Consider the following 20,706-nt stretch of genomic DNA (forward strand, 5'->3'; position numbering starts at 1 on the left):
CACACTCGTCGGGCCCATGCGCCGACGCCCCTGGAGGAACCCCCCGTGCACAGCCTTCCCCACACGCTGCGCGGACCGCACGCCGCGACCGCATCACCGTTCCACCCGTGCCGCCCCTGCCGTCCCCGCCGCCCATGAAGAAGACCGAACGCCTCATCGCCGGCATGCTCAGACAGCTCGCCACGCGCGACGTGGTCGTCCTGGACGACCAGGGCGGATCCCCACGCCGCCTCGCCGCACTCACCTACATCGCCGTGCAGTACGGCTTCCGGTACGAGAGGTCGAGCAGGGTCGGCCAGGTCCTTCAGGTCCGGCTGGTCCGCGACCCCCGGCCCGAGGCCCGCGAGCGCGGTACGGCGGCTCTCAGCAGGCTCGCCGCGGGCCGCACCCCGGGTATGCGTCCGGGCACCCTGAAGCCCCTGCCGGACGTGGCGCCGACGGTGGATCTGCTCAAGGCCCGTATCGAGTTCGACGCCCTGGACGACGACCTCGACTGGCGCCGCAAGGCCGTCTTCATGACCGCCAGCGCGACCCTCATGGCGCTGCTGCTGATCCCCGCGGGCTGGACGGCCTCGCTCGCCGCGGGCGCCACGATGGCCGCGGTGTTCGCGGTCCTCCTGCGCCTGGAGATGATGCGGAAGGAGCGGCTGGCCCGGCGCCTGCGGTCGGCCGGCCGCAACTCCCGCAGGACCGGCCTGCGGAACTCGCTGCCGAAAAGGCGACACTAGATGTCGGGTATCGGCGCCACACTCGTCGTATGACTCGCACGACGTCGAACTGGGCGGCCTTCGTGGCCGCGGAGCGGGATCTCGCCGGGACCGTCGAGAAACGGTTCGCGGCCTTCACGCACCACATCGTCGCGACCCTCCGCAAGGACGGGTCGCCCCGCACCTCCGGCCTTGAGGTGCGCTTCCTGAGCGGGGAGCTGTGGCTCGGCATGATGCCGGACTCCCTCAAGGCGCTGGACCTGCGGCGGGACCCGCGGTTCGCCCTGCAGGCGAATCCGGGGCCGGGTACGGAGATGGCCGGCGGCGACGTACGGATCGCGGGCCGGGCCGTCGAGGTCCAGGACCCGGCGGAGAAGGCCGGATACACCGAAGAGGTGAAACCGCCGGAGCCGTTCCACCTCTTCCGCACCGAACTGACGGAGGTCGTACGGACCTACGTCGAGGACGACACGTATCTGGTCGTCCAGATCTGGAAGCCCGGAGTGCCGGTGCGCACCCTCAAGCGGACCTGAGCCCCGGGGCTGACCGGACCCACCCGGCTACCCGGCTGCCTGGCTGCCTGGCTGTCTGGCTGTCTGGCTGCCTGGCTGCCTGGGGGGATTACTCCCACTCGATGGTGCCCGGCGGCTTCGACGTCACGTCGAGGACGACCCGGTTGACGTCCGCGACCTCGTTCGTGATGCGCGTCGAGATCTTCGCGAGGACGTCGTACGGCAGTCGCGACCAGTCGGCGGTCATCGCGTCCTCGGAGGAGACGGGCCGCAGCACGATCGGGTGGCCGTACGTGCGGCCGTCGCCCTGGACCCCGACGGAGCGGACGTCGGCGAGCAGCACGACCGGGCACTGCCAGATGTCGCGGTCGAGACCGGCGGCCGTCAGCTCCTCGCGGGCGATGGCGTCGGCTTCGCGGAGCAGGTCGAGCCGCTCCTTGTCGACCTCGCCGACGATCCGGATGCCGAGACCGGGGCCGGGGAACGGCTGGCGCTGGACGATCTCGTCCGGCAGGCCCAGCTCCTGGCCGACCATCCGGACCTCGTCCTTGAAGAGCTGGCGCAGCGGCTCGATCAGCTGGAACTCAAGGTCCTCGGGAAGCCCGCCGACGTTGTGGTGCGACTTGATGTTGGCGGTACCCGTACCGCCACCGGACTCGACCACGTCGGGGTAGAGCGTGCCCTGGACGAGGAACGCGACCTCCGGGCCCTCGTCCGCGATGATCTCCGCCTGCGCCTGCTCGAAGACCCGGATGAACTCGCGGCCGATGATCTTCCGCTTCTCCTCGGGGTCCGAGACGCCCTTGAGGGCGGTGAGGAAGCGCTCCTCCGCGTCCACGACCTTCAGCTGGACGCCGGTCGCCGCCACGAAGTCCTTCTCGACCTGCTCGGTCTCGCCCTTGCGCATCAGACCGTGGTCGACGTACACGCAGGTCAGCTGGGTGCCGATGGCCTTCTGCACGAGGGCCGCGGCGACCGCGGAGTCCACGCCGCCGGACAGGCCGCAGATGGCGCGCTTGTCGCCGACCTGCTCGCGGATCAGCGCGACCTGCTCCTCGATGACGTTGCCGGTGGTCCAGTCCGGGCTCAGGCCCGCGCCCCGGTACAGGAAGTGCTCCAGCACCTGCTGGCCGTGCGTGGAGTGCATGACCTCGGGGTGGTACTGGACCCCGTACAGCTTCTTCTCGTCGTTCTCGAAGGCCGCGACCGGGACGACGTCCGTGGAGGCCGTCACCGAGAAGCCCTCGGGGGCGGCGCTGCACGCGTCGCCGTGCGACATCCACACGGACTGCTCGTCCGGGGTGCCCTCGAACAGGGTCGAGCCCGACTTCGAGACGTGCAGACCGGTGCGGCCGTACTCGCGGGCGCCCGTGTTGTCGACCGTGCCGCCGAGGGCGGTCGCCATCAGCTGGAAGCCGTAGCACATGCCGAAGACGGGGACGCCGGCCTCGAAGAGCGCGCGGTCCAGGCGGGGGGCGCCCTCCGCGTACACCGACGAGGGGCCGCCGGAGAGGATGATCGCTGCGGGGTTCTTGGCGAGCATCTCGTCGACCGGCATGGTGCTCGGGACGATCTCGCTGTAGACCCGGGCCTCGCGGACTCGGCGGGCGATGAGCTGGGCGTACTGCGCGCCGAAGTCGACGACCAGGACGGTGTCGGGGGCGGCGGCGGGGGACGCTTCTGGCACGGTTTGCCTTCCGGCGGTTTTGCAGGGCTGTGCGATTGATTCTAACGGGGGTCGGGGGGCGGGCGGCCACGGTCGGTTTCTCGGGGGCTCCGCCCCCGAACCCCCGGTCCTCGAACGCCGGACGGGCTGGAGGTGCGCGACAGGGGGTCTGGGGGCACAGCCCCCAGGAAGGCCGTCTCAGGATGCGAACCGGGTTGGACCGCGCGGAGCGCGCGGGCATACTGCTCCCATGCTCACGCACCAGACCTTCGTCTTTACCTATGGCACCCGGCCCACGGGCTGCCATGGTCGTGCTGCTTGAGCAACTGACAAGCGACATCCCAGGCGCCCCGGGCCGACAAGGCCCGGGGCGCCCGCGTTTTCCGGACCTTGCCGCTCCGGGGCACCCCACCTGAAGAGGAGCCCACGAGATGAGCACAGCCACCCCCGGCACGGCCACCACCGACAAGACCGGTGCCCGCACCGAAGAGGCCGCCGACCTGATCACCGGCGCCCGCGAGCGCATCGACGCCCTCGACGACCACATCATCGGCCTGGTCCAGGAACGCATGGCCGTCTCGGCCGTGATCCAGAAGGCCCGGATCACCTCCGGAGGCCGCCGGGTGAATCTGTCGCGCGAGATGGAGGTGCTCGGCCACTACAGGGAAGCCCTGGGCAAGCCGGGCACCGCACTGGCGATGACCCTGCTGGAGCTGTGCCGGGGCCGCATCTGAGGGCGCGTACGGCATCCCGTACGACATCCGCGTACGACGGACGTCCGGTGCACGCACGTACGCATGCCCTCTCACCCGTACGGCGCGTGACCGTCCCGCAACGGGCTTCGTTGGTCCGGTGCCTGTGTCAGCCAGGGACGGGTCCGAAGAACCACGCGTGGCTCCGCTGGAGCGGGAGGCGTACGGACGTGCGCCGTGGGACCCCGTTCCAGAGAAGTGGCCGGACGGCAGGGGACAGCAGCCCGGTCACCCAAGAGGTCGGCTCCGGGGACGCCCGGAGCCGACCGGCGGAATCTGCGCAAGGGCGGTCGAAACGGTTGCGTAGGCCGCGGCCCATCGAGCACGATGCCTAGAACACCCCGAGTCCTCGAACGACATCCGTATTGCACCGCCCCACCGCCATTGGTCGAGACCACGCGCACTCCCCCCGTGCGCCGGGCGCAGACCGGCGGACAAGCCATTAGGCGGCGCTACCCCCCGGCGCCGCCTCCCCAGGCACCGGCGCTGCCCTGACGTCGGTGCTGACCACGAAGGGCCCCGTGGATCGCCCCGCGGGGCCCTTCGCCTGTCCGGAGCCGTGCCCCGGTCCGCTTCGGCAGGTCAGCCGGCCGTCTTCGCCAGCTTGGCGAGCTGCGCCTCGACCAGCTCGGCCGGTACCTCGATCTTGTCCGCGTCCAGCATGTTCATCGAACTGAACGCCACCAGCGTCGTACCGTCCCGGACGACCGTGTACGCGGCGGGCACCTGCGCCCCCTCGATCGAGGCGACCAGCCTGAACGCGACGGATTCGTCGCCCAGATCGGGGTCGGCCGCCGCCTTGACGCCCTTGTAGTCGTAGTCGGCGTGCCGGTAGGCGGTGCAGTCCTTCGTCGCCGAACGCAGGCCCCTCATCACCTTGTCGGCCTCGCCGGACCCGTACGAGAGGAGGGCGAACGTGTTCACCGACGCGTCCGTCTCGTCCTTCGACACGACACCGCGGCTGACTCCCGCCCGCGAGCCCGGGTCGGTGGTGAACAGGAACATGTCGGCGATCGGCTGGCACTTCGACGGTGTCGCCGGGACGGTCTGGCCCAGGAGGTCAGCGCCTTCCGACGCCTTGACCTCGAAGCCCTTGACGTCACCCGTCGCGAGCGCGGCCTTCTTCAACTGCGCCTTGGTCAGGGCCCCGTCACCCTTCCCCGCCCCCGAGGTGCCCCCCGGATCCCGCGTGTTCTCCGGTTCCCGCGAGCCCTTCGGGTCCTGTGGGTCCTTCGTGCCCGCCTGGCTCTCCCCGGCCGGGGCCTTCGTCTTCTCCCCGCCGGCCGTCCGTTCGCCCGCCGCCTTCGACCGCGACGACTTCCCGGTCTCCTCGGTGCCGCCTCCGCCGCACGCCGCGACGCAGCCGAGCGCCGCGACGGCCGACACGGCCACCAGGGGCCGCGAGATCTTGGTCCTCATCCTTGTCATCATGTCCGCGACACCGTCCCACACGGCTCGTCACCGGAGTCGCCACCGATGTCCCGGCTGCGGTCGTACGGGTCGGTCGTGGGCCCGCTCGGGGGCGCGCCCGTCGGCTCGGCCGAGGACAGCCGCGGGTGCAGGAAGCCGTCGTAGACGTCGCAGGCGGAGTTGGAGATGTCGTTGTCGTAGTTGACGACCGCCAGCCTGCCGGGCGTGACGTCGTACTTCGCCGGATCGGGGACCTGCAGGTCGATGACGCGGCGGACGATGGTGCGGGCGACTTCGGTGGAGTCCGGGTCGGCCGGGGCCAGCGCGTAGACGAAGGTGTAGTCGGTGTGGATGTCCAGCGCCCCGTCCTCGCCCGCCTCGAACGTCGTACGGCCACGGGTCTTGACCACGTTACCGACGAGCCGCACCTCGTCCCGGTCGAAGCGGCTGAAGAAGCGCAGCGGATCGTCGTCCTCGCCGGGATCGCGCAGCCAGGACCTCAGATCGGCGACCAGGTCGGGCTGCTTGGGGTCGAGCACCGTGCCGAAGACGGTCTCGGGGGTGGCGCCGAGCAGCGTCCCGCGGTCGATGTTCGCCTCGACGAGCAGGGTTCTGCTCTGCTCCAGAGCCCGGCCGACCTGATCCTTGGAGAACGAACCGACCGCCTTCGCCCTCGGAAGCACGATCCCGGCGGCGCCGTCGGCGTACCGCGCGGCCGGGGAACCGGCGAAGGGCTCGTCCAGGGTGGGCGTTCCGGGCGCGGAACCCGGGGCCGCGGTCTCGGGCGCGGTCTCCGCGGGCAGCGGGGACGCGGCCTGCGGGCCCGGGTTCACGCCGGAGTCCGTACCGAAGGGGTCGCCCGGCAGCAGGGACGGCTTCATGGCCACGACCGCCACCGCGAGGGCGAGCGGGATACCGATGATCGTCCACACCTTGCGGCGCCGGGCTCCGCGCCCGTACGCCCCCTGCCCCGCGGAGTCCGTGCGCCATCCCTGGGGCAGTTCACCGCGGGCCTCCTGCCGGCGCAGCCGCTCGGTCACCATGCGGGCGCGCGCCGACGGCTCCTTGGGGGCCTCCGAGGTCCGGATGTCCCGCTCACTGTCCTGGACGAAGCGTTCCCACACGTCGTCCGGTATGGACTCCCCGGACCCTTCGTGCCCCTCGGGCTTCCCGGACGGCTTCTCACTCACGGCGCTCGCGCCTCTCCCCCATGGCTGACGTACTGACAGCCGACCGAGGGTCAGTTCTAAGGCGTGGGCACTGGAGTTCACAAGTCGGACCCGCGTGTGACCCAGCCCACATAAGAATTCTGTGAGTTTTAGGACAACCCTTCACAGGAGTCACAGGTCTCCCTCCTGGAATCAACGGCCATACCCGCGACCGCCACGCGGAGGCCTCCCGAATCTCGTGCCGCGACCTCGCGGCACACCGGACTTTCCGAGGTCTTCATGAAGCTTCGCCGTGTCATGGTCGCTGCGGCCACGACCGCAGTCATAGCCCCGCTCGCCCTGCTGTCGGCTCCGGCCGCCTTCGCGACCGACCCCGCGCCCACCGGGACCGAGACCGCGACCTCGACCGCGACGCCGGGCCCGAGCGAGACCACCGCGACGACGACGCCCGCCGCGACGCCCACGACGACGCCGCCGAGCGAGACGCCCCCGAGCACGCCGACCACGACCCCGCCGGTGACCACCCCGGCGCCGAGCACCACTCCGCCCGAATCGTCGGAGACCCCGGACCCCGAGCCGTCCGTGTGCGAGGACACCAAGGTCGACGTCAGCATCACCGGCCTGCCCGGCAAGATCGCCGTGGGCAGCGGCTGGCACAAGTTCTCGCTGAACGTCCTGAACTCCTCCGACTCGACGCTCCAGGACCTCGACTTCCTCGCGGGCGCCTCGTCCGACGTGGACGGCACGGACCTGTTCAAGAGCAAGCAGGTTCAGCTCCAGGCCTGGAACCCGGACGCCAAGGTCTGGGAGAACCTCGACGAGGAGGGTTACGCGGTCGGCTTCGTCGGTTACACCGACGAGCTCAAGCCCGACTACGAGGTCCACGTCCCGCTGCGCATCAACGTGAAGTCCACCGCTCCGGTCGGCGCGGGCTTCTCGCTCGGCGCGACCATCTACGGTGACGACGACGCGGAGTGCACCGGCTTCGGTGAGGTCGCGTACAAGTTCCAGATCGTCGCCGCGGGTACGGACACCAACGACACCAAGCCGCAGGAAGGCGGCAAGGCGCCGGTCAGTGACCAGAAGCCGGACAAGACCAACACGCCGCAGGTCACCGGCAACCTCGCCGAGACCGGGTCCAGTTCCGCGCTGCCGACCATCGGTCTCGTGGGCGGGGCCGCGCTGGTCGCCGGTGTGGGTGCGGTCGTCGTCGCTCGTCGCCGCAGGGCCGGCTCCGACGCGTAACCGCTCCGCTGGGGTTCGGATGTTGACTGCGGGCCCGGTGGGGGCTGGGCACGTAACCGCTCCGCTGGGGTTCGGAAGGTGACTGCGGCCCGGTGGGGGCTGGCTGCGCAGTTCCCCGCGCCCCTGAAGACAGAGGGCAGACGCGTGATGCGTGGCTGAACTTGCTGTACGCGCGGCAGACGTGAGGACCTGCGCTCGGAGGGGGGCGCAGGTCCTTCGTCTTTCCTGTGCCGTGAAGTGCGTGCGGCTACTTCTTCGGTGGCATCGTCGGCATGCCCAGGAACGGGAGTTTCAGGGCACCGAAGGCGTCCGCCGGGACCGCGGGCGAGAGCGGCTCGACCGGCTTCAGGCGCTCGTACGCGGCGCCGATCGCCGGACGCGGGTCCGCCTCGCCCTTGTTGGGCCAGTACGACATCGCGCGCTCGGCCTGTGCGGTGATGGTCAGCGACGGGTTCACGCCCAGGTTCGCCGAGACCGCGGCGCCGTCGACGACGGAGATGCCCGGGTGCCCGTACAGCCGGTGGTACGGGTCGATGACGCCCTCGTCCGCGGAGGCGCCGATCGGGCAGCCGCCCAGGAAGTGGGCGGTCAGCGGGGTGCCCATCAGTTCGCCGACGTTCGAGCCCGCGAAGCCGTTGATCTCGGCGGCTATCGCGGCGGCGCCCTCCGAAGCGGCCCTGATCTGCTTCGGGTTGGGGGCGCCGTGGCCCTGGCGTGCCGTCAGCAGGCCCTTGCCCGCGCCCTTCGGCTTCAGGTACGTCGTCAGGGAGTTGTCCAGGGACTGCATCACCAGGCCGATGATGGTCCGCTCCGACCAGCGGCGGTTGGAGATCGAGCGGGCCATGAGGGTGGGGTGCTTGACCGCGTTGACCAGCCAGCCGAGCGCCCTCGACGAGCCTTCCGTGTAGGGGACCTGGAGGATCGACAGGCTGCCCATCGAGTTCGAGCCCTTGCCGTAACGGACGGGCTCGATGTGCGTGTTGGCGTCCGGGTGGATCGAGGACGTGATGGCGACCCCGCGCGTGAAGTCGACCTTCGCCTCGCCGGTGGCCTTGCGGTAGCGGCGGTCGCTGGTCTGCGCACCCACCAGCGCCTCGGAGTTCGTACGGGTCAGCTCCCCCAGTCGCTTCGACAGGTGCGGGAGCTGGCCGCCCGCCTTCATCCGGTGCAGCAGGGTCTGCGTACCGTACGTGCCGGCCGCGAGGACGATCCGGCGGGCCTTGAAGACACGCCCCTCACGCTTGGCGCCCTTGCCCCTGCGGTCCGTGGGGAGCGTCGCGACGGCGTACCCGCCCTGCGAGTCGTCCGTGAGGGACACGACGGTCGTCAGGGGGTGGACGACCGCGCCCGCCTTCTCGGCGAGGTACAGGTAGTTCTCGTTGAGAGTGTTCTTCGCGCCGTGCCGGCAGCCCGTCATGCACTCGCCGCACTCGGCGCACGCGCTGCGGGCCGGGCCCGCGCCGCCGAAGTACGGGTCGTCGACCGTCTCGCCGGGCCGGGCCTTCACGGTCTTGTCGGCGTCCTCGCCGTCGCCGAAGAAGACCCCGACCGGCGCCATGTGGAAGGTGTCCCCCACGCCCATCCGCTGGGCCGCCGCCTTCAGATGGACGTCGGAGGGCGTCATGGTCGGGTTGAGCCGTACGCCGAGCATGCGCTGCGCCTGGTCGTAGTACGGCTTCAGCTCCTCCTGCCAGTCGGTGATGTCCTTCCACTGCGGATCCTCGAAGAACGGCTTCGGCGGTACGTAGAGGGTGTTGGCGTAGTTGAGGGAACCGCCGCCCACGCCCGCGCCGGCGAGCACCATCACGTTGCCGAGCAGGTGGATGCGCTGGAGGCCGTACATGCCGAGCTTCGGCGCCCACAGGTAGTTCTTCAGGTCCCAGGAGTTCTTCGGGAGCGTGGCCGGGGTGAAGCGGCGGCCCGCTTCCAGGACACCTACGCGGTAGCCCTTCTCCGTCAGGCGCAGGGCGGTGACGGATCCGCCGAAGCCGGAGCCCACGACGAGGACGTCGTAGTCATAAGCGTCCTGAGGCACGTGCTTCTCCCCTTTGAGCGTGCGGTGCGGGTGATTCGTGGTTGCTCGCGCAGTTCCCCGCGCCCCTGAGGGGCGGAGCCCCTCAAGAGACCACTAGCGGAAACGGAACGCCTTCATCAGCCGCAGGCTGCGGCTCATGAACTGGGCGTACTTCTCGTCGTCCATGCCCAGGGACGGGGCCATCGGCAGCAGTCGCTGCTGGGCGACCGTCTGGGCCTCCGTGTACTTGAGGATGCCCTCGGAGCCGTGGCGGCGGCCGAGGCCGGAGTCCTTCATGCCGCCCATCGGCGACTGGACGCTGCCGTACGCGGGCCCGTAGCCCTCGTTGATGTTGACCGTTCCGGTGCGCAGCCGGGCCGCGACCTCGGCGCCGCGGCGGCCGTCCTTCGTCCAGACCGAGGAGTTGAGGCCGTAGGCCGTGGCGTTGGCGGAGTCGATCACCGCGTCCTCGTCCTTGAACCGGTAGATGGAGACGACCGGGCCGAAGGTCTCCTCGCCGCAGACCGCCATGGGTGTCTCGACGCCGTCGAGGATGGTGGGCTCGAAGAAGTACGGGCCGATGTCCGGGCGCGCGACACCGCCCGCGACGACGGTCGCGCCCTTGGCGACGGCCTCCTCGACGTGCCGGGTCACGGTCTCCAGCTGGCGTTCGCCGACCAGCGAGCCCATCTCGGCGCCGTACGCGAGGGACGTACCGAGCCGCATCGCCCTGGTGCGGGCGGCGAACCGCTCCAGGAAGGTGTCCGCGATCGACTCGTGGACGTACAGCCGCTCGATGCTGATGCACAGCTGTCCGGCGGACGAGAAGCAGGCGCGGACCGCGCCGGCCGCCGCCCGGTCGATGTCGGCGTCCTCAAGGACCAGCATGGCGTTCTTGCCGCCGAGTTCGAGGGAGACGCCGACCAGGCGGGCCGCCGCGCCCTGCGCGACCTCGCGGCCCGTGCGGGTGGAGCCGGTGAAGGAGACGTAGTCGGCGTGCTTGACGACCTCCGGGCCGATGACCGGGCCCTCGCCGAGGACCACCTGGAAGACGTCGGCCGGCAGGCCCGCCTCGATCAGCAGGTCACGGGCCCACAGGGCGGTGAGGCAGGTCTCGGTGTCGGGCTTCATCACGACGGCGTTGCCCGCGACGAAGGCGGGGAGCGCGTCGCCGACGGAGAGTTCGAGGGGGTAGTTCCAGGGGGCGATCTGGCCGACGACGCCTCGCGGGTGGCGCAGCTCGGTGACCTTGGTGAGGGTCGGCATGGCGCCCGCGTGCCGCTTGGGGCGCAGGTAGAAGGGGGCCCGGCGGCCGTAGTGGCGGGCCGCGACGGCGACCGCCTGGACCTCCTCGTGGGCGTGCAGACGGGCCTTGCCGGTCTCCAGCTGGATCAGGTCCAGCACTTCGGCCTGGCGGGCGAGCACGAGGTCGTGGAAGCGGAGGAGGACGGCCGCGCGCTCCTTCACGGGGATCTGGACCCACAGGCGCTGGGCGGCGCGGGCCCGGTCGTAGGCCAGTTCCACGTCCTGCGGGGTGGACTCGGGCAGGTCGGCCAGCTTCTCGCCGGTGAACGGCGTGTGGTTGGCGGTGCGGCCCGAGCCGACCACGCCACGGGTGAGCTGGGCGATCAGCTCCGGCGTGACCACGTCAGCGGCCGTGCGGGCGCCTTCGGGTGCGGGCGCGAGAGGGTTCGTACCGGTCTTTTCCGGGGCCTGTGCCGGGGCCTGCGAGTCCGTCATGAGCCGCAGAGTATGCCCGCCCGCGCTCTTTGGGTACCCGTCGGTAACAGGGTTTCACCGAGTACACACACAGCGCCAGTGATCACTGGCAGCAAATGCCCTGATCAGGGTGTTGTCCGGGGACGATCAGAGATGACCGGAGTCCGGCCGTGCCCGGCGGAGAATCCGTACCCGGAACCTACGGCTCGATCTCAAGACGCTCCCGCGCCCCCTTGAACACCGCGGTGCCCCTCTTCTCGTCCGCCGTCCCCTTGGGCATGTCCACCCGCAGCTCGTACAGACGGCCGTCGTCGGTGAGGATCATCAGCTCCATGACCCGGGTCAGGTTGCCCTCGGTGTCGTAGGTGGTGTCGGCGAGCACGGCCTCGTCCCCGTGGAAGGACGTGGGCGTGTACTGCGTCCTCGACTCCCCGTATCCCGCCCAGGTGTCGCCCTGATGCCGTGCTCTGGCCATCGGTGAGCTCGGCGCCTCGTCCCACTGGGTGAGCCGGACCTGGACGACCTCGTCGTTGTCGAAGATCGCCATCCGCGGCTGGTCGTCGGCGCCGCCCTGCTCGTGGAAGCGCACGAACTGCCGGGGGAGGTGCAGGACCGCCTTCAGGTCCTTCTCCGGGCGGGCGGTCCACACCTCGCCGACCGTGGGGACGGGCGCGGTCTCGGGTGAGGTCGCGGACGAGTCCGCCGGGGTCCCGCCCACGCCGTCGGTGAGCGAGGTGCCGAGCCAGACGCCGCCCGCCACGAGCAGGACGCCGACGAGCGTGCCGCCCACGAGCCGGGAAGCCCGGCGCCTCCCCGGCTTCGGGAGCACGACATCGGCGTCGGTGGCGTGGGTGCTGTCCGATTCGGGGGCCGGGGCGGGAGCTGGGCCGGAGGCCGGGTCAGAGTCCTGCTTGAGGTCCGGATGCGAGTCCGGGCCCGGGGCCGGAGCGGGGACCGGGTCCCGGTTGTGGTCCGGATTGAAGTCCGGGCCCGCGCCCGGGGCCGGGTCGGAGTCTGGGGCCAAGTCCGGATCCGGGACCGAGCCCGAGACCGAGTCCGAGACCGGAGCCGAGTCCGAGTCCGAGACCGAGACCGGGACCGGAGCCGAGTCCGAGACCGGAACCGGAGCCGAGTCCGAGACCGGAACCGGAGCCGAGTCCGAGTCCGAGACCGAGACCGGGACCGGGACCGGGACCGGGACCGGGACCGGAGCCGAGACCGGGACCGGAGCCGAGTCCGAGTCCGAGACCGAGACCGAGACCGGGACCGGAGCCGAGACCTCCCCCGGTACCTCGGGATGCGAAGGTGCCCGTCCGAACCGCATCGTCCCGGAGTCGTCCGCGAACTCCCGTAAGAGAGCGGCGTCCTGCGGAGCCGTCAGGTCGCCCCTGGGTGCCGGCCATCCCTCCGCCACCGCCTCCAGCGAGGCGGCGACCTCGTCGGCGTCCGGCCGCTGGTCCGGGTCCTTCGCCAGGAGCCGTACGATCAGCGGCCCGAGCGGCCCCGCGTGCTTCGGTTCCGGCGGCTCGGCGGACAGGATCGCGGCGAGGGTGGACTCCAGCGTCGTACGCCGGAACGGGGACCAGCCCTCGACGGCCGCGTACAGGCAGACGCCCAGGGACCACATGTCCGCGGCCGGGCCCGCGCCCCGGCCGGACATCCGCTCCGGCGCGATGAATTCGAGGGAGCCCACGAACTCCCCGCTCATCGTGAGCGATTCCTCGCCCTGGATGTGCGCGATGCCGAAGTCGGTGAGCACGACGCGGCCGTGCTGTCCGAGCAGGACGTTCGCGGGCTTCACGTCGCGGTGCACGATGCCCTTGGCGTGCGCCGCCTTCAGTGCGCCCACGACGGACAGCCCGATCCGCGCCGACTCGGTGGGCGGGAGCGCGCCGCGCTGCAGCACCTCGTGCAGGGACTCGCCGCGGATCAACTCCATGACGATCCAAGGCAGTCCGTCCTCCACGACCACGTCATGGATGGCGACGGCGCCGGGATGGTCCACGCGCGCGGCGGCCCGCGCCTCGCGCTGCAGCCGGTGGTACGCGCGCTGGTGGGCCGCGTCCCGCGGATCACCGGGCAGGCGGGGCTCCTTGACGGCGACGTCCCGCCCCACGAGTTCGTCCGTGGCCCGCCACACGGTGCCCATGCCGCCCGAGCCGATGCGCTCCGTCAGCCGGTAACGGCCGCCGACCAGGCGCCCCCCGTCATCGCTCATGTCCCATCAGTACCGTGCGCGGGCGGAGCTTGTCGATGTTCGGGCGGTGCGCACCACGGGTCAGGCCGCAGGAGGTGTCCGGTTCGCGGGCAGGTGCTCTTCCCGGGGCAGCGCACGGTGTCCGGGCAGGGCAGTACGCCCGACCGCCGCCGCGAGTTTGCGCAGCCGGCGCCAGTCGATGGGCGGCTTGGCCTCCGGCACGCCCGGCCGGTTCCCTGGGACGCGCACGCGCAGGGCGCCGGGCTCGATCCGGCACCGTACCGGCGTGGGGAGCATGAGTGCCTCGCCGTCCACGCCGACCTCGATCTCGGGGCGGTCGGCGTCCACGACCACCTCGCGGGCCGTCAGCACCGTGAGCCCGGTGGAGTGCCTGCCCAGCAGCAGCCCGGCGGCCTCGGCGGCGTTCTCGACCCGGACACCGAGGACGCCCAGCACGCCGGACTCCAGCCGCTCGCGGTAGCCGAGCCCCGCCGGATCGTCCATGCGGTAGGGGTTGTTGCTCACGAGAAGGGCCTGGGGCGCGTCGATGACGGCCGCCCGGGTGGCGCCCCCCGCCTCCGGACGGGCGGCCCCGCCCGCCTCCTCCACCCTGGCGGTCAGCCGCGGCCCGCGCTGGTGCGTGAGCAGCTCGGGCAGCAGCTCCAGCGTCGTACGGACCTTGTCGTCCCGGTACTCGGGGCTCTGCACGACCACCGCGTACGCCCCGAACGAGGCGTTGTTGACGAAGGGGTGCGAGTCGGCGAAGCCGAGGTCGACGTGGAGTTCGACGCCTTCCTCGGTGAGCGCGTCGAGGCTCGCCGCCGGGTCGCCCCGGTCGAGTCCGAGGTCCATCGCGAAGTGGTTGCGGGTCCCGGCGCAGACGACGAGGAACGGAATGCCGTGCTCCGCGGCGACGGCGGCGACCAGCGCCTGCGTACCGTCCCCGCCCGCGACACCGAGCAGATCGGCGCCGTCCTCGACGGCCCGCCGGGCGAGGACGGTGACGTCCTCCTGCCGTTCGGGGTCGAGGAGATGGACCCGTGCCCCGAGCTTCTCGGCCTTCTCCTTCAGCCCGAACCGCTCGACCTTCCCGCCCCCGGAGCGCGGGTTCATGATGAGGAAGGGGCTGACGGGGGCGGGGGTCCGGTGCTCCCGCACGCTCACCGTGTGCGACCTGGTGCTGCTGAGCGCGAACTTCCCGGCCCAGACGGCCGCTCCCCACAGGACCAGGGACACGAAGACGACCCACAGCAGGTTCTCGGCGGCGAAGAACCAGATGACGGCGGCGGGCGTCGCGGCGGCCAGCGCCACGGCCGCCGCGCGGGCCGGTCCCCGCAGCGTCAGGACCCACCACAGGGCGGCCACGGTCACCGCCGTGCCGAACACTCCCACCGCGACGAGCAGCAGGCTCGCGACTCCCCCGAACAGGAGCGGCAGCAGCACCGCGATGCCGGCCGCGGCCAGGGCACCACGCGCCGCCCAGCGCTGCCGGGCATGCGCCCGCCCGTCAAGATCCAGGCCCACGCCTGCCGCCTCTCACCGTTCGCGCAGTTCCCCGCGCCCTCAACAGATTGCGCAGTTCCCCGCGCCCCTAGAGGCAGAAGATTGCGCCGTTCCCCAGGCCCCCGAACAGGCGGACCCGCGTTGCCTTCGTGCCTTCAGGGGCGCGGGGAACTGCGCGGGCAACCCCCACCGGACCGCACCCGAAGAACGACGGCCCGGGGCAGCAGTATGCCGCTACCGAGGTCCACTTGACGCCTCGGAAAAGCGCCGGAAAGGCGCCGCCGGGGGTTCACAACCTGTCGATGTCCAGGTTCGCGATGGCCGTCCTCGCTACCGCCCGCCCGCGCTCGGTGAAATCACCCTTGCCCGGGTAGCCGATCATGAGCTTGTACATGTCTCCCGACGTCGTCCTGTAGTACAGGACCTGGATCTCGCGCGGACGCGGATTCTCGGTGTCGGTGCTGGTGTAGACGACGGTGTTCTGCGCTGCCTTGCGGTCCTTGTACTTGACGTCCTTGGGGTCACTCGTGGGCGCGGGATCGGAGTCCATGCCGAGCCCGTAGGCACCGCTCTGCTTGTACGCGGTGTCGTCCTCGTACATCTCGGCCGACGCGGTCCCGGCGATCTCGCCCGAGGTGTCCTCGGCCTTCTTCTCCAGCGACAGGCTGAGCCAGAGGGTGCCGCTCTGATCGGTGAACTGGACCCAGTGCTCGTCCTTGGGCGCGTCGGGCTTGGGCACGGTCTTCCGGTAGCCCTCCGGTACGGCCACCGTGGCGCCCAGGGCCTTCAGTTCGGCCTTCTTCCAGCCGTCCGGCAGCGGGCCCGCGAACGGGTCCGCGACCACCAGGTACGCGGCCACCGCGGCAGCGACGACCACCGCCGCGAGGCCGATCCAGCCCTTGCGGCCGACGCGCGCCCGCAGGCCGCCGGGCCGGCTCCCGCCGGGCGCCGGCAACTGCACGATCCGGGTGGGCTCCGGCTGGGGCGGCCGTACGGTTCGCTCCAGGAGGGCCCGTACCCGCGCGGCGTCCGGGCGGCGGTTCGGGTCCTTGTCGAGGAGGCCGTTGATGGCCTCGGCGAGCGGTCCCGTGGCCGCGTTGGGCGGGGCCGGCGTGGCGTTGAGGACGGACTGGAGCGTCGCGGGCGTGTTGCTGCGGCGGAACGGCGACACGCCCTCCGTGGCCGCGTACAGGACCACGCCCAGCGACCAGAGGTCGGAGGCCGGACCCGGGCGCTGCCCCAGCACCCTCTCGGGCGCGATGAACTCGGGCGAGCCGACGAAGCCGCCCGTGTCGGTCAGGTTCGTCTCGCCCTCGATCTGGGCGATGCCGAAGTCGGTGAGGACGACCCGGTCGCCCGTGCCGAGCAGGACGTTGTCCGGTTTGACGTCGCGGTGCAGGATGCCCGCCGCGTGCGCGGCCTCCAGCGCGCCGAGCACCTCCAGGCCGATCCTCGCCGCCTCCAGCGCCCCGAGCGTGCCCTCCTGCAGCGCGGCGCCGAGCGACCGGCCCCGGACCAGTTCCATCACGATCCACGGCCGGCCGTCCACGACGGCGACGTCGTGGACGTTGACGACCGCCGGGTGGTCGAGCCGGGCCGCGGCGCGCGCCTCGCGGCGCATCCGCTCATGGACATTGGCTTGTTCACGTTCGGGAAGGTGGTCGGGGACGCGCGGTTCCTTGACCGCGACCTCGCGGTCCACCGTCTCGTCCTTGGCCCGCCATACAGTTCCCATGCCGCCGTGGCCGAGCTTGTCGAGCAGCCGGTACCGGTCCGCGATGAGCCGCCCGGAGCCGGGATCCTGCGGCGCCTGCCGCACCGGCGGCTGCGCCTGCTGCGCCACCGGTTGTGCCTGTTGCCCGGGCGCGATCCGGGCGGGTACGGCGTAGGGGTTCCCGGGGTGTGGCACGGCGACCGGTGGGCGCGGCGGTTGCAGACCGAAACTCGTCGGGTCGTCGGGTCCGTAAGGGGCTCCCCCGTTGCTGCTCATGGGGTCCATCCTTATCGCGGCAGGCGCCTCCGCTCCACCCTGGGCGCTTTCCAGTCACAGACCCGTGACGCGAGACACCCGTTATGTTCTGTTCGACGCTTATTCGCCTTGTGCGGCTTTACGGCGGAACGCGGCTCAGGAGCCCGTACGGGCGAAGGTGTCCACCGCCACGTCGAAGTACTCCCGCGCCTCCCGCGCCTGGCCGACCGGCGCCGACACCAGTACGTCGTACATCCGGCCGCCCTCCTCCCAGCACAGCTCGTAGATGTGCCGGGCGCCCTCCGCCTCGCTGAAGCCGTCCCAGGTGAACTCCCAGAGCGCGGCGGGGCGTCCGGAACGGGTGGTCTCGGTGACCCGGCCGTCGCGGTACCCGGGGTAGGTGTCGGGTCCATCAGCTGCCGCGCGCTCCATCACCGCGAGCGGTCCGCCCGGTTCCGGTTCGGACCCCTTGACTCCGATACGGAAGGTCTTCCCGGCCGACGTGTAGTGGACGCGCCCGCCCTGCGCCTCGCGCGTGAAGCCCACGGGGACGGCGAGCGAGAAGCCCGCCGGGTCGCGGGCGAGGCGGTATCCCGTGGGCACCGTACGGCCGGCCGAGGCCGTCGGCCGGGAGCCGGTGACGGTGGGGCTCGGCGTCGGGCCGGTGGCCGTACGGGACGAGGAGACCGAACCCGCGGGAGGCGAGGGCCCGTTGTCGCCGTCGCCCATCAGGAGGGCGGCTGCGGACACACCCGCGACGGCCATCGCCGCGACGAGGGCGGCCGCGATCAGCACATTGCGTATCGACGGGGAGACGGCGAAGGGGACCCGCAGCGGGTGCGGCACGGCAGACTCCGGCGCCGTCGGCCCCGGGGTGCCGGCGTCCCGCCCCGACGCGTCCAGCCGTCCCGGTGTGTATCCGGGCGGGACCTGCGGCATACGGCCCGTGTCCAGAAACGCCCGCAGCAGCCGCTCCGCCTCGATCGCGTCGAGCCGCCGTTCCGGATCACGTTCGAGGAGGCCCCGGACGAGAGGAAGCAGGGGCTCGGCGGCGGCGGGCGGATATATGTCGTCGACCACCACGGCGTGCAGCGTGCCGCCCAACGAGTCGCGGCGGAAGGGGGATTCACCGCTCAGGGCCGTACAGAGCAGCGCGCCGAGCGACCACAGGTCGGACTCGGGCCCGGTCCTGTCGCCCGCCATCCGCTCGGGTGCGGTGTACTCGGGCGAGCCCACGAACGCCTCGCCCTCGGTGAGCGTCGTCGCGCCCGCGACCTGCGCGACCCCGAAGTCGGTGAGGACGACGATGTCGTCCAGGGTGAGGAGCACGTTCGCGGGCTTCAGGTCGCGGTGCAGGACACCGGCGGCGTGCGCCTTGCTCAGCGCGCTGAGCAGGTCGATGCCGATCCGGGCCGCCTCGACGGCGTCGACGGGGCCGTACCGGGAGATCCGCTCGGCGAGTGAACCTCCTTCGAGCAGGTCCATGACGATGTAGGGGCGTTCGTCCTGCTCGACGACGTCGTGCACGACGATGATGTGCGGATGCCGCAACTGGGCGACCGCGCGGGCCTCGCGCAGGGTGCGTTCACGCTGCAGCCGGGACTCCGCCGCCGAGAGCGAGGTGTCGAGGTCGATCTCCTTGACCGCGACCTGCCGGGCGAGCAACTGGTCCGTGGCCCGCCACACGACACCCATACCGCCCCGGCCGATCCTGGCTTCCAGGCGGTAACGGCCCGCGATGACACGGGCGTTGTCCCGCGGTCTCTCCCCCTCGGTCCCCATGCGTCTCATCATGCCGCAACGGACGGAACCCTTCCGGGGTCGCACAACGGCGGTTGGCCGACAACCGACGTAAGCCCCCAGACCCGCAGGGCCCCACAAGGGTCCCGCAGGGGGCGCGGGGAACTGCGCGACCAGCCCCCACCGGCCCGCAGGCGACAACACGCCCCGCCGGGGCGGTCACTGCGAAGCAGGCGGCTGCCACCCCCGCAGAATCGTGTCGAACTGCTCCCGCGCGGTCTCCCAGTCCGCAGCGGGCGCAGACGTGTAGATCACGTACTCGACCCCGTCACGGCCGAGATACGCCTGTTCCATGGCCCGCCGCGGCCCAGGAAACTCCGTGTCCTTGGCCAGCGCCGTCCAGGTGAAGTCCCACAGCGCTCCCGGCCGGTCCCGGAAAGTGTTGGATTCCAGACCGACCCGCCGGTATTCGCTCAGCCGGCCAGAAATCTGCTGTTCCAGGTCACTGAGATGCCGGTACGGCGTGTCGAAGTCCGGCGAGTCGTCCACAGCGATGCGTACGAAGTGCTCGCCGCCGTCGGGCGTGTAGTCGACCTGCGTGCCCTCGACCTGCCGCTTCCATCCCTCGGGCAGTACGAGGCTGAAGCCCTGGGGGTCGTCGACCCGCTCCCAGCCCTCCGGCACGTCCCCGGTCTGGGCCGCCTCGGTCTGCTTCCCGTCGTCCTGCCCGCCCGAGGAGGACGGGTTCTTGGGAGACGACGAGGAGTGGTTCGGGGACTTCGACCCGTCGCCGTCCTGCCCCCGTCCGTCCGCGAGCAGCATCGCCGCGACCCCGCCGCCACCGACGAGCGCGGCGGCCAGCACGACCGCGGCGACGGTACGGAACCGGCGGCGCCCTGGCCTGCCGGCCACCGCGGGCTGGTTCGCGGTGGCGACGGCCGGGTCGGGAGCGGGCCGGCCGTGACTGCCGTACGTGTCGTGGCCGTCCGGGCCGCCGTAGGGACCCTGCGGATACTGGCCGCTCTGCGGGCCGTTGAAGCCGTGGGACCCATGGGCGACGGCATGCGTGGCGCCTTCGGACCCGGGAGCGACGGCCTGCGCCGGCCCGTACGTGCCCGGGGACCCCGGCAGTCCCTGGCCGTACGTTCCCTGGGGCGTCCCGGTGTTGTCCACATGCTGCGTGGGCACATAGGCCTGCGCCGAGTGCGGTGTCCTGCCCTCGGCGGCCTCGGCGAGCATCTGCTCCGCCTCGTCCGGCCCGGGCCGCTCGGCGGGGTCCTTGCGCAGCAGGGCGGTGATGACGGAGGTGAGCGGTCCCGCGTTCTCCGGGGCGTCGGGCTCCTCGCCGACCACGGCCTGCATGGTCGTCAGGGGTGTCGTCCGGCGGAACGGCGACCTGCCCTCGACAGCCGTGTAGAGCGTGGCACCCAGCGCCCACAGGTCGGCGGACGGGCCCGGGTCCTGGCCACGGATGCGTTCCGGCGCCAGATAGTCGACCGAGCCGACGATCTCACCGGTGCGGGTGATCGTCGTGTCTCCCTCGACCTGCGCGATCCCGAAGTCGGTGAGCAGCACGCGCCGGTCGTGCGAGAGCAGTACGTTGCCGGGCTTGACGTCACGGTGCAGCACACCGGCGGCGTGCGCGGCCCGCAGCGCGCGCAGGACCCACAGCCCGACCCGGGCCGCCTCCCTGGGCTCGATACGTCCCTGCTCCTTGACGGCGTCGGCGAGCGAGCCGCCCTCGACCAGCTCCATCACGATCCACGGCCGGCCGTCGTGTTCCAGTACGTCGTGCACGGTGACGACGGCCGAGTGGTTGATGCGCGCGGCGGCGCGGGCCTCGGCCCGGGTCCTGGCGAGGAGGACGGCCTGCTCGCTCTCGGACACGTAGAGCGCGGCCGTCAGCTCCTTGATCGCGACGGCGCGGTGCAGCACTTCGTCGCGCGCACGCCACACTCGGCCCATGCCGCCACTGCCGATGGAGTCGGCGAGCCGGTAGCGGCCTGCCAGGAGCAGGCCCTGCATCTGATTCACGTTTCCCCGCAATGCTCTTGACAGGGTCAGACTAAGGACCGACACCCAGCCAGGGAACCGGCGGGGTCC

14 protein-coding genes are annotated in these 20,706 nt (G+C 71.6%); 4 read left to right on the forward strand and 10 right to left on the reverse strand.

Annotation, left to right across the window (positions count from 1 at the left end):
- Positions 1–107 precede the first annotated feature (107 nt).
- A complete protein-coding gene (locus OHS59_RS18200) occupies positions 108–728 on the forward strand; it encodes a hypothetical protein (RefSeq protein ID WP_328494459.1) in 621 nt (206 codons plus the stop codon).
- A gap of 29 nt (positions 729–757) precedes the next feature.
- Positions 758–1,240 (forward strand): pyridoxamine 5'-phosphate oxidase family protein, encoded by a 483-nt coding sequence (locus OHS59_RS18205; RefSeq protein WP_328494460.1) that lies wholly within the window; start codon positions 758–760, stop codon positions 1,238–1,240.
- Positions 1,241–1,328: 88 nt separating this feature from the next.
- Here the strand turns inward: OHS59_RS18205 and guaA are convergent, their stop codons facing one another.
- Complete coding sequence (guaA, locus tag OHS59_RS18210) at positions 1,329–2,906, reverse strand: glutamine-hydrolyzing GMP synthase (protein WP_328494461.1); 1,578 nt, start codon at positions 2,904–2,906, stop codon at positions 1,329–1,331.
- Positions 2,907–3,316: 410 nt separating this feature from the next.
- Here guaA and OHS59_RS18215 point away from each other — a divergent pair, with 410 nt between their 5' ends.
- Positions 3,317–3,619 (forward strand): chorismate mutase, encoded by a 303-nt coding sequence (locus OHS59_RS18215; RefSeq protein WP_328494462.1) that lies wholly within the window; start codon positions 3,317–3,319, stop codon positions 3,617–3,619.
- A gap of 600 nt (positions 3,620–4,219) precedes the next feature.
- On the opposite strand, the gene OHS59_RS18220 is transcribed toward OHS59_RS18215, so the two are convergent.
- The gene (locus tag OHS59_RS18220; RefSeq protein ID WP_328494463.1) at positions 4,220–5,056 is read right to left on the reverse strand and encodes a hypothetical protein; all 837 of its coding nucleotides are present in this window, start codon (positions 5,054–5,056) and stop codon (positions 4,220–4,222) included.
- An 8-nt stretch (positions 5,057–5,064) separates the two neighbouring features.
- Positions 5,065–6,237, reverse strand: coding sequence for a hypothetical protein (locus OHS59_RS18225; protein ID WP_328494464.1), 1,173 nt, complete (start codon positions 6,235–6,237; stop codon positions 5,065–5,067).
- Positions 6,238–6,495: 258 nt separating this feature from the next.
- Between OHS59_RS18225 and OHS59_RS18230 the strand changes: the two genes are divergently transcribed.
- Positions 6,496–7,461 carry an LAETG motif-containing sortase-dependent surface protein gene (locus tag OHS59_RS18230; protein ID WP_328494465.1) on the forward strand — a complete coding sequence of 322 codons (966 nt, stop codon included), beginning with the start codon at positions 6,496–6,498 and terminating at the stop codon, positions 7,459–7,461.
- Positions 7,462–7,708: 247 nt separating this feature from the next.
- Here OHS59_RS18230 and OHS59_RS18235 read toward each other — a convergent pair whose 3' ends face one another.
- The 7 genes from OHS59_RS18235 to OHS59_RS18265 all read right to left on the reverse strand — a co-directional run bounded on the left by OHS59_RS18235 (position 7,709) and on the right by OHS59_RS18265 (position 20,628).
- Positions 7,709–9,496 (reverse strand): GMC family oxidoreductase, encoded by a 1,788-nt coding sequence (locus tag OHS59_RS18235; RefSeq protein ID WP_328494466.1) that lies wholly within the window; start codon positions 9,494–9,496, stop codon positions 7,709–7,711.
- A gap of 93 nt (positions 9,497–9,589) precedes the next feature.
- Complete coding sequence (locus tag OHS59_RS18240) at positions 9,590–11,215, reverse strand: succinic semialdehyde dehydrogenase (protein WP_328494467.1); 1,626 nt, start codon at positions 11,213–11,215, stop codon at positions 9,590–9,592.
- 178 nt (positions 11,216–11,393) lie between these two features.
- A complete protein-coding gene (locus tag OHS59_RS18245) occupies positions 11,394–13,412 on the reverse strand; it encodes a serine/threonine-protein kinase (RefSeq protein WP_328494468.1) in 2,019 nt (672 codons plus the stop codon).
- A 60-nt stretch (positions 13,413–13,472) separates the two neighbouring features.
- Entirely contained in the window at positions 13,473–14,915 is a 1,443-nt protein-coding gene (locus OHS59_RS18250; RefSeq protein ID WP_328494469.1) for a diacylglycerol/lipid kinase family protein, read from the reverse strand.
- Between the two features lie 268 nt (positions 14,916–15,183).
- The gene (locus OHS59_RS18255; protein ID WP_328494470.1) at positions 15,184–16,884 is read right to left on the reverse strand and encodes a serine/threonine-protein kinase; all 1,701 of its coding nucleotides are present in this window, start codon (positions 16,882–16,884) and stop codon (positions 15,184–15,186) included.
- 135 nt (positions 16,885–17,019) lie between these two features.
- Positions 17,020–18,645 (reverse strand): serine/threonine-protein kinase, encoded by a 1,626-nt coding sequence (locus OHS59_RS18260; protein WP_328494471.1) that lies wholly within the window; start codon positions 18,643–18,645, stop codon positions 17,020–17,022.
- A 177-nt stretch (positions 18,646–18,822) separates the two neighbouring features.
- Positions 18,823–20,628 (reverse strand): serine/threonine-protein kinase, encoded by a 1,806-nt coding sequence (locus tag OHS59_RS18265; RefSeq protein WP_328499258.1) that lies wholly within the window; start codon positions 20,626–20,628, stop codon positions 18,823–18,825.
- Positions 20,629–20,706: the final 78 nt, after the last annotated feature.

The sequence above is a fragment of the Streptomyces sp. NBC_00414 genome, from assembly GCF_036038375.1.
Taxonomy (GTDB): domain Bacteria; phylum Actinomycetota; class Actinomycetes; order Streptomycetales; family Streptomycetaceae; genus Streptomyces.

Excerpts from the sequence above, each read along its gene's own strand:
- OHS59_RS18240 (WP_328494467.1), bottom strand. The coding sequence starts at position 11,215 with ATGACGGACTCGCAGGCCCCGGCACAGGCCCCGGAAAAGACCGGTACG.
- OHS59_RS18230 (WP_328494465.1), top strand. The coding sequence starts at position 6,496 with ATGAAGCTTCGCCGTGTCATGGTCGCTGCGGCCACGACCGCAGTCATA.
- OHS59_RS18255 (WP_328494470.1), bottom strand. The coding sequence starts at position 16,884 with ATGAGCAGCAACGGGGGAGCCCCTTACGGACCCGACGACCCGACGAGT.
- OHS59_RS18205 (WP_328494460.1), top strand. The coding sequence starts at position 758 with ATGACTCGCACGACGTCGAACTGGGCGGCCTTCGTGGCCGCGGAGCGG.
- OHS59_RS18265 (WP_328499258.1), bottom strand. The coding sequence starts at position 20,628 with ATGCAGGGCCTGCTCCTGGCAGGCCGCTACCGGCTCGCCGACTCCATC.
- OHS59_RS18220 (WP_328494463.1), bottom strand. The coding sequence starts at position 5,056 with ATGAGGACCAAGATCTCGCGGCCCCTGGTGGCCGTGTCGGCCGTCGCG.
- OHS59_RS18245 (WP_328494468.1), bottom strand. The coding sequence starts at position 13,412 with ATGAGCGATGACGGGGGGCGCCTGGTCGGCGGCCGTTACCGGCTGACG.
- OHS59_RS18260 (WP_328494471.1), bottom strand. The coding sequence starts at position 18,645 with ATGGGGACCGAGGGGGAGAGACCGCGGGACAACGCCCGTGTCATCGCG.
- OHS59_RS18215 (WP_328494462.1), top strand. The coding sequence starts at position 3,317 with ATGAGCACAGCCACCCCCGGCACGGCCACCACCGACAAGACCGGTGCC.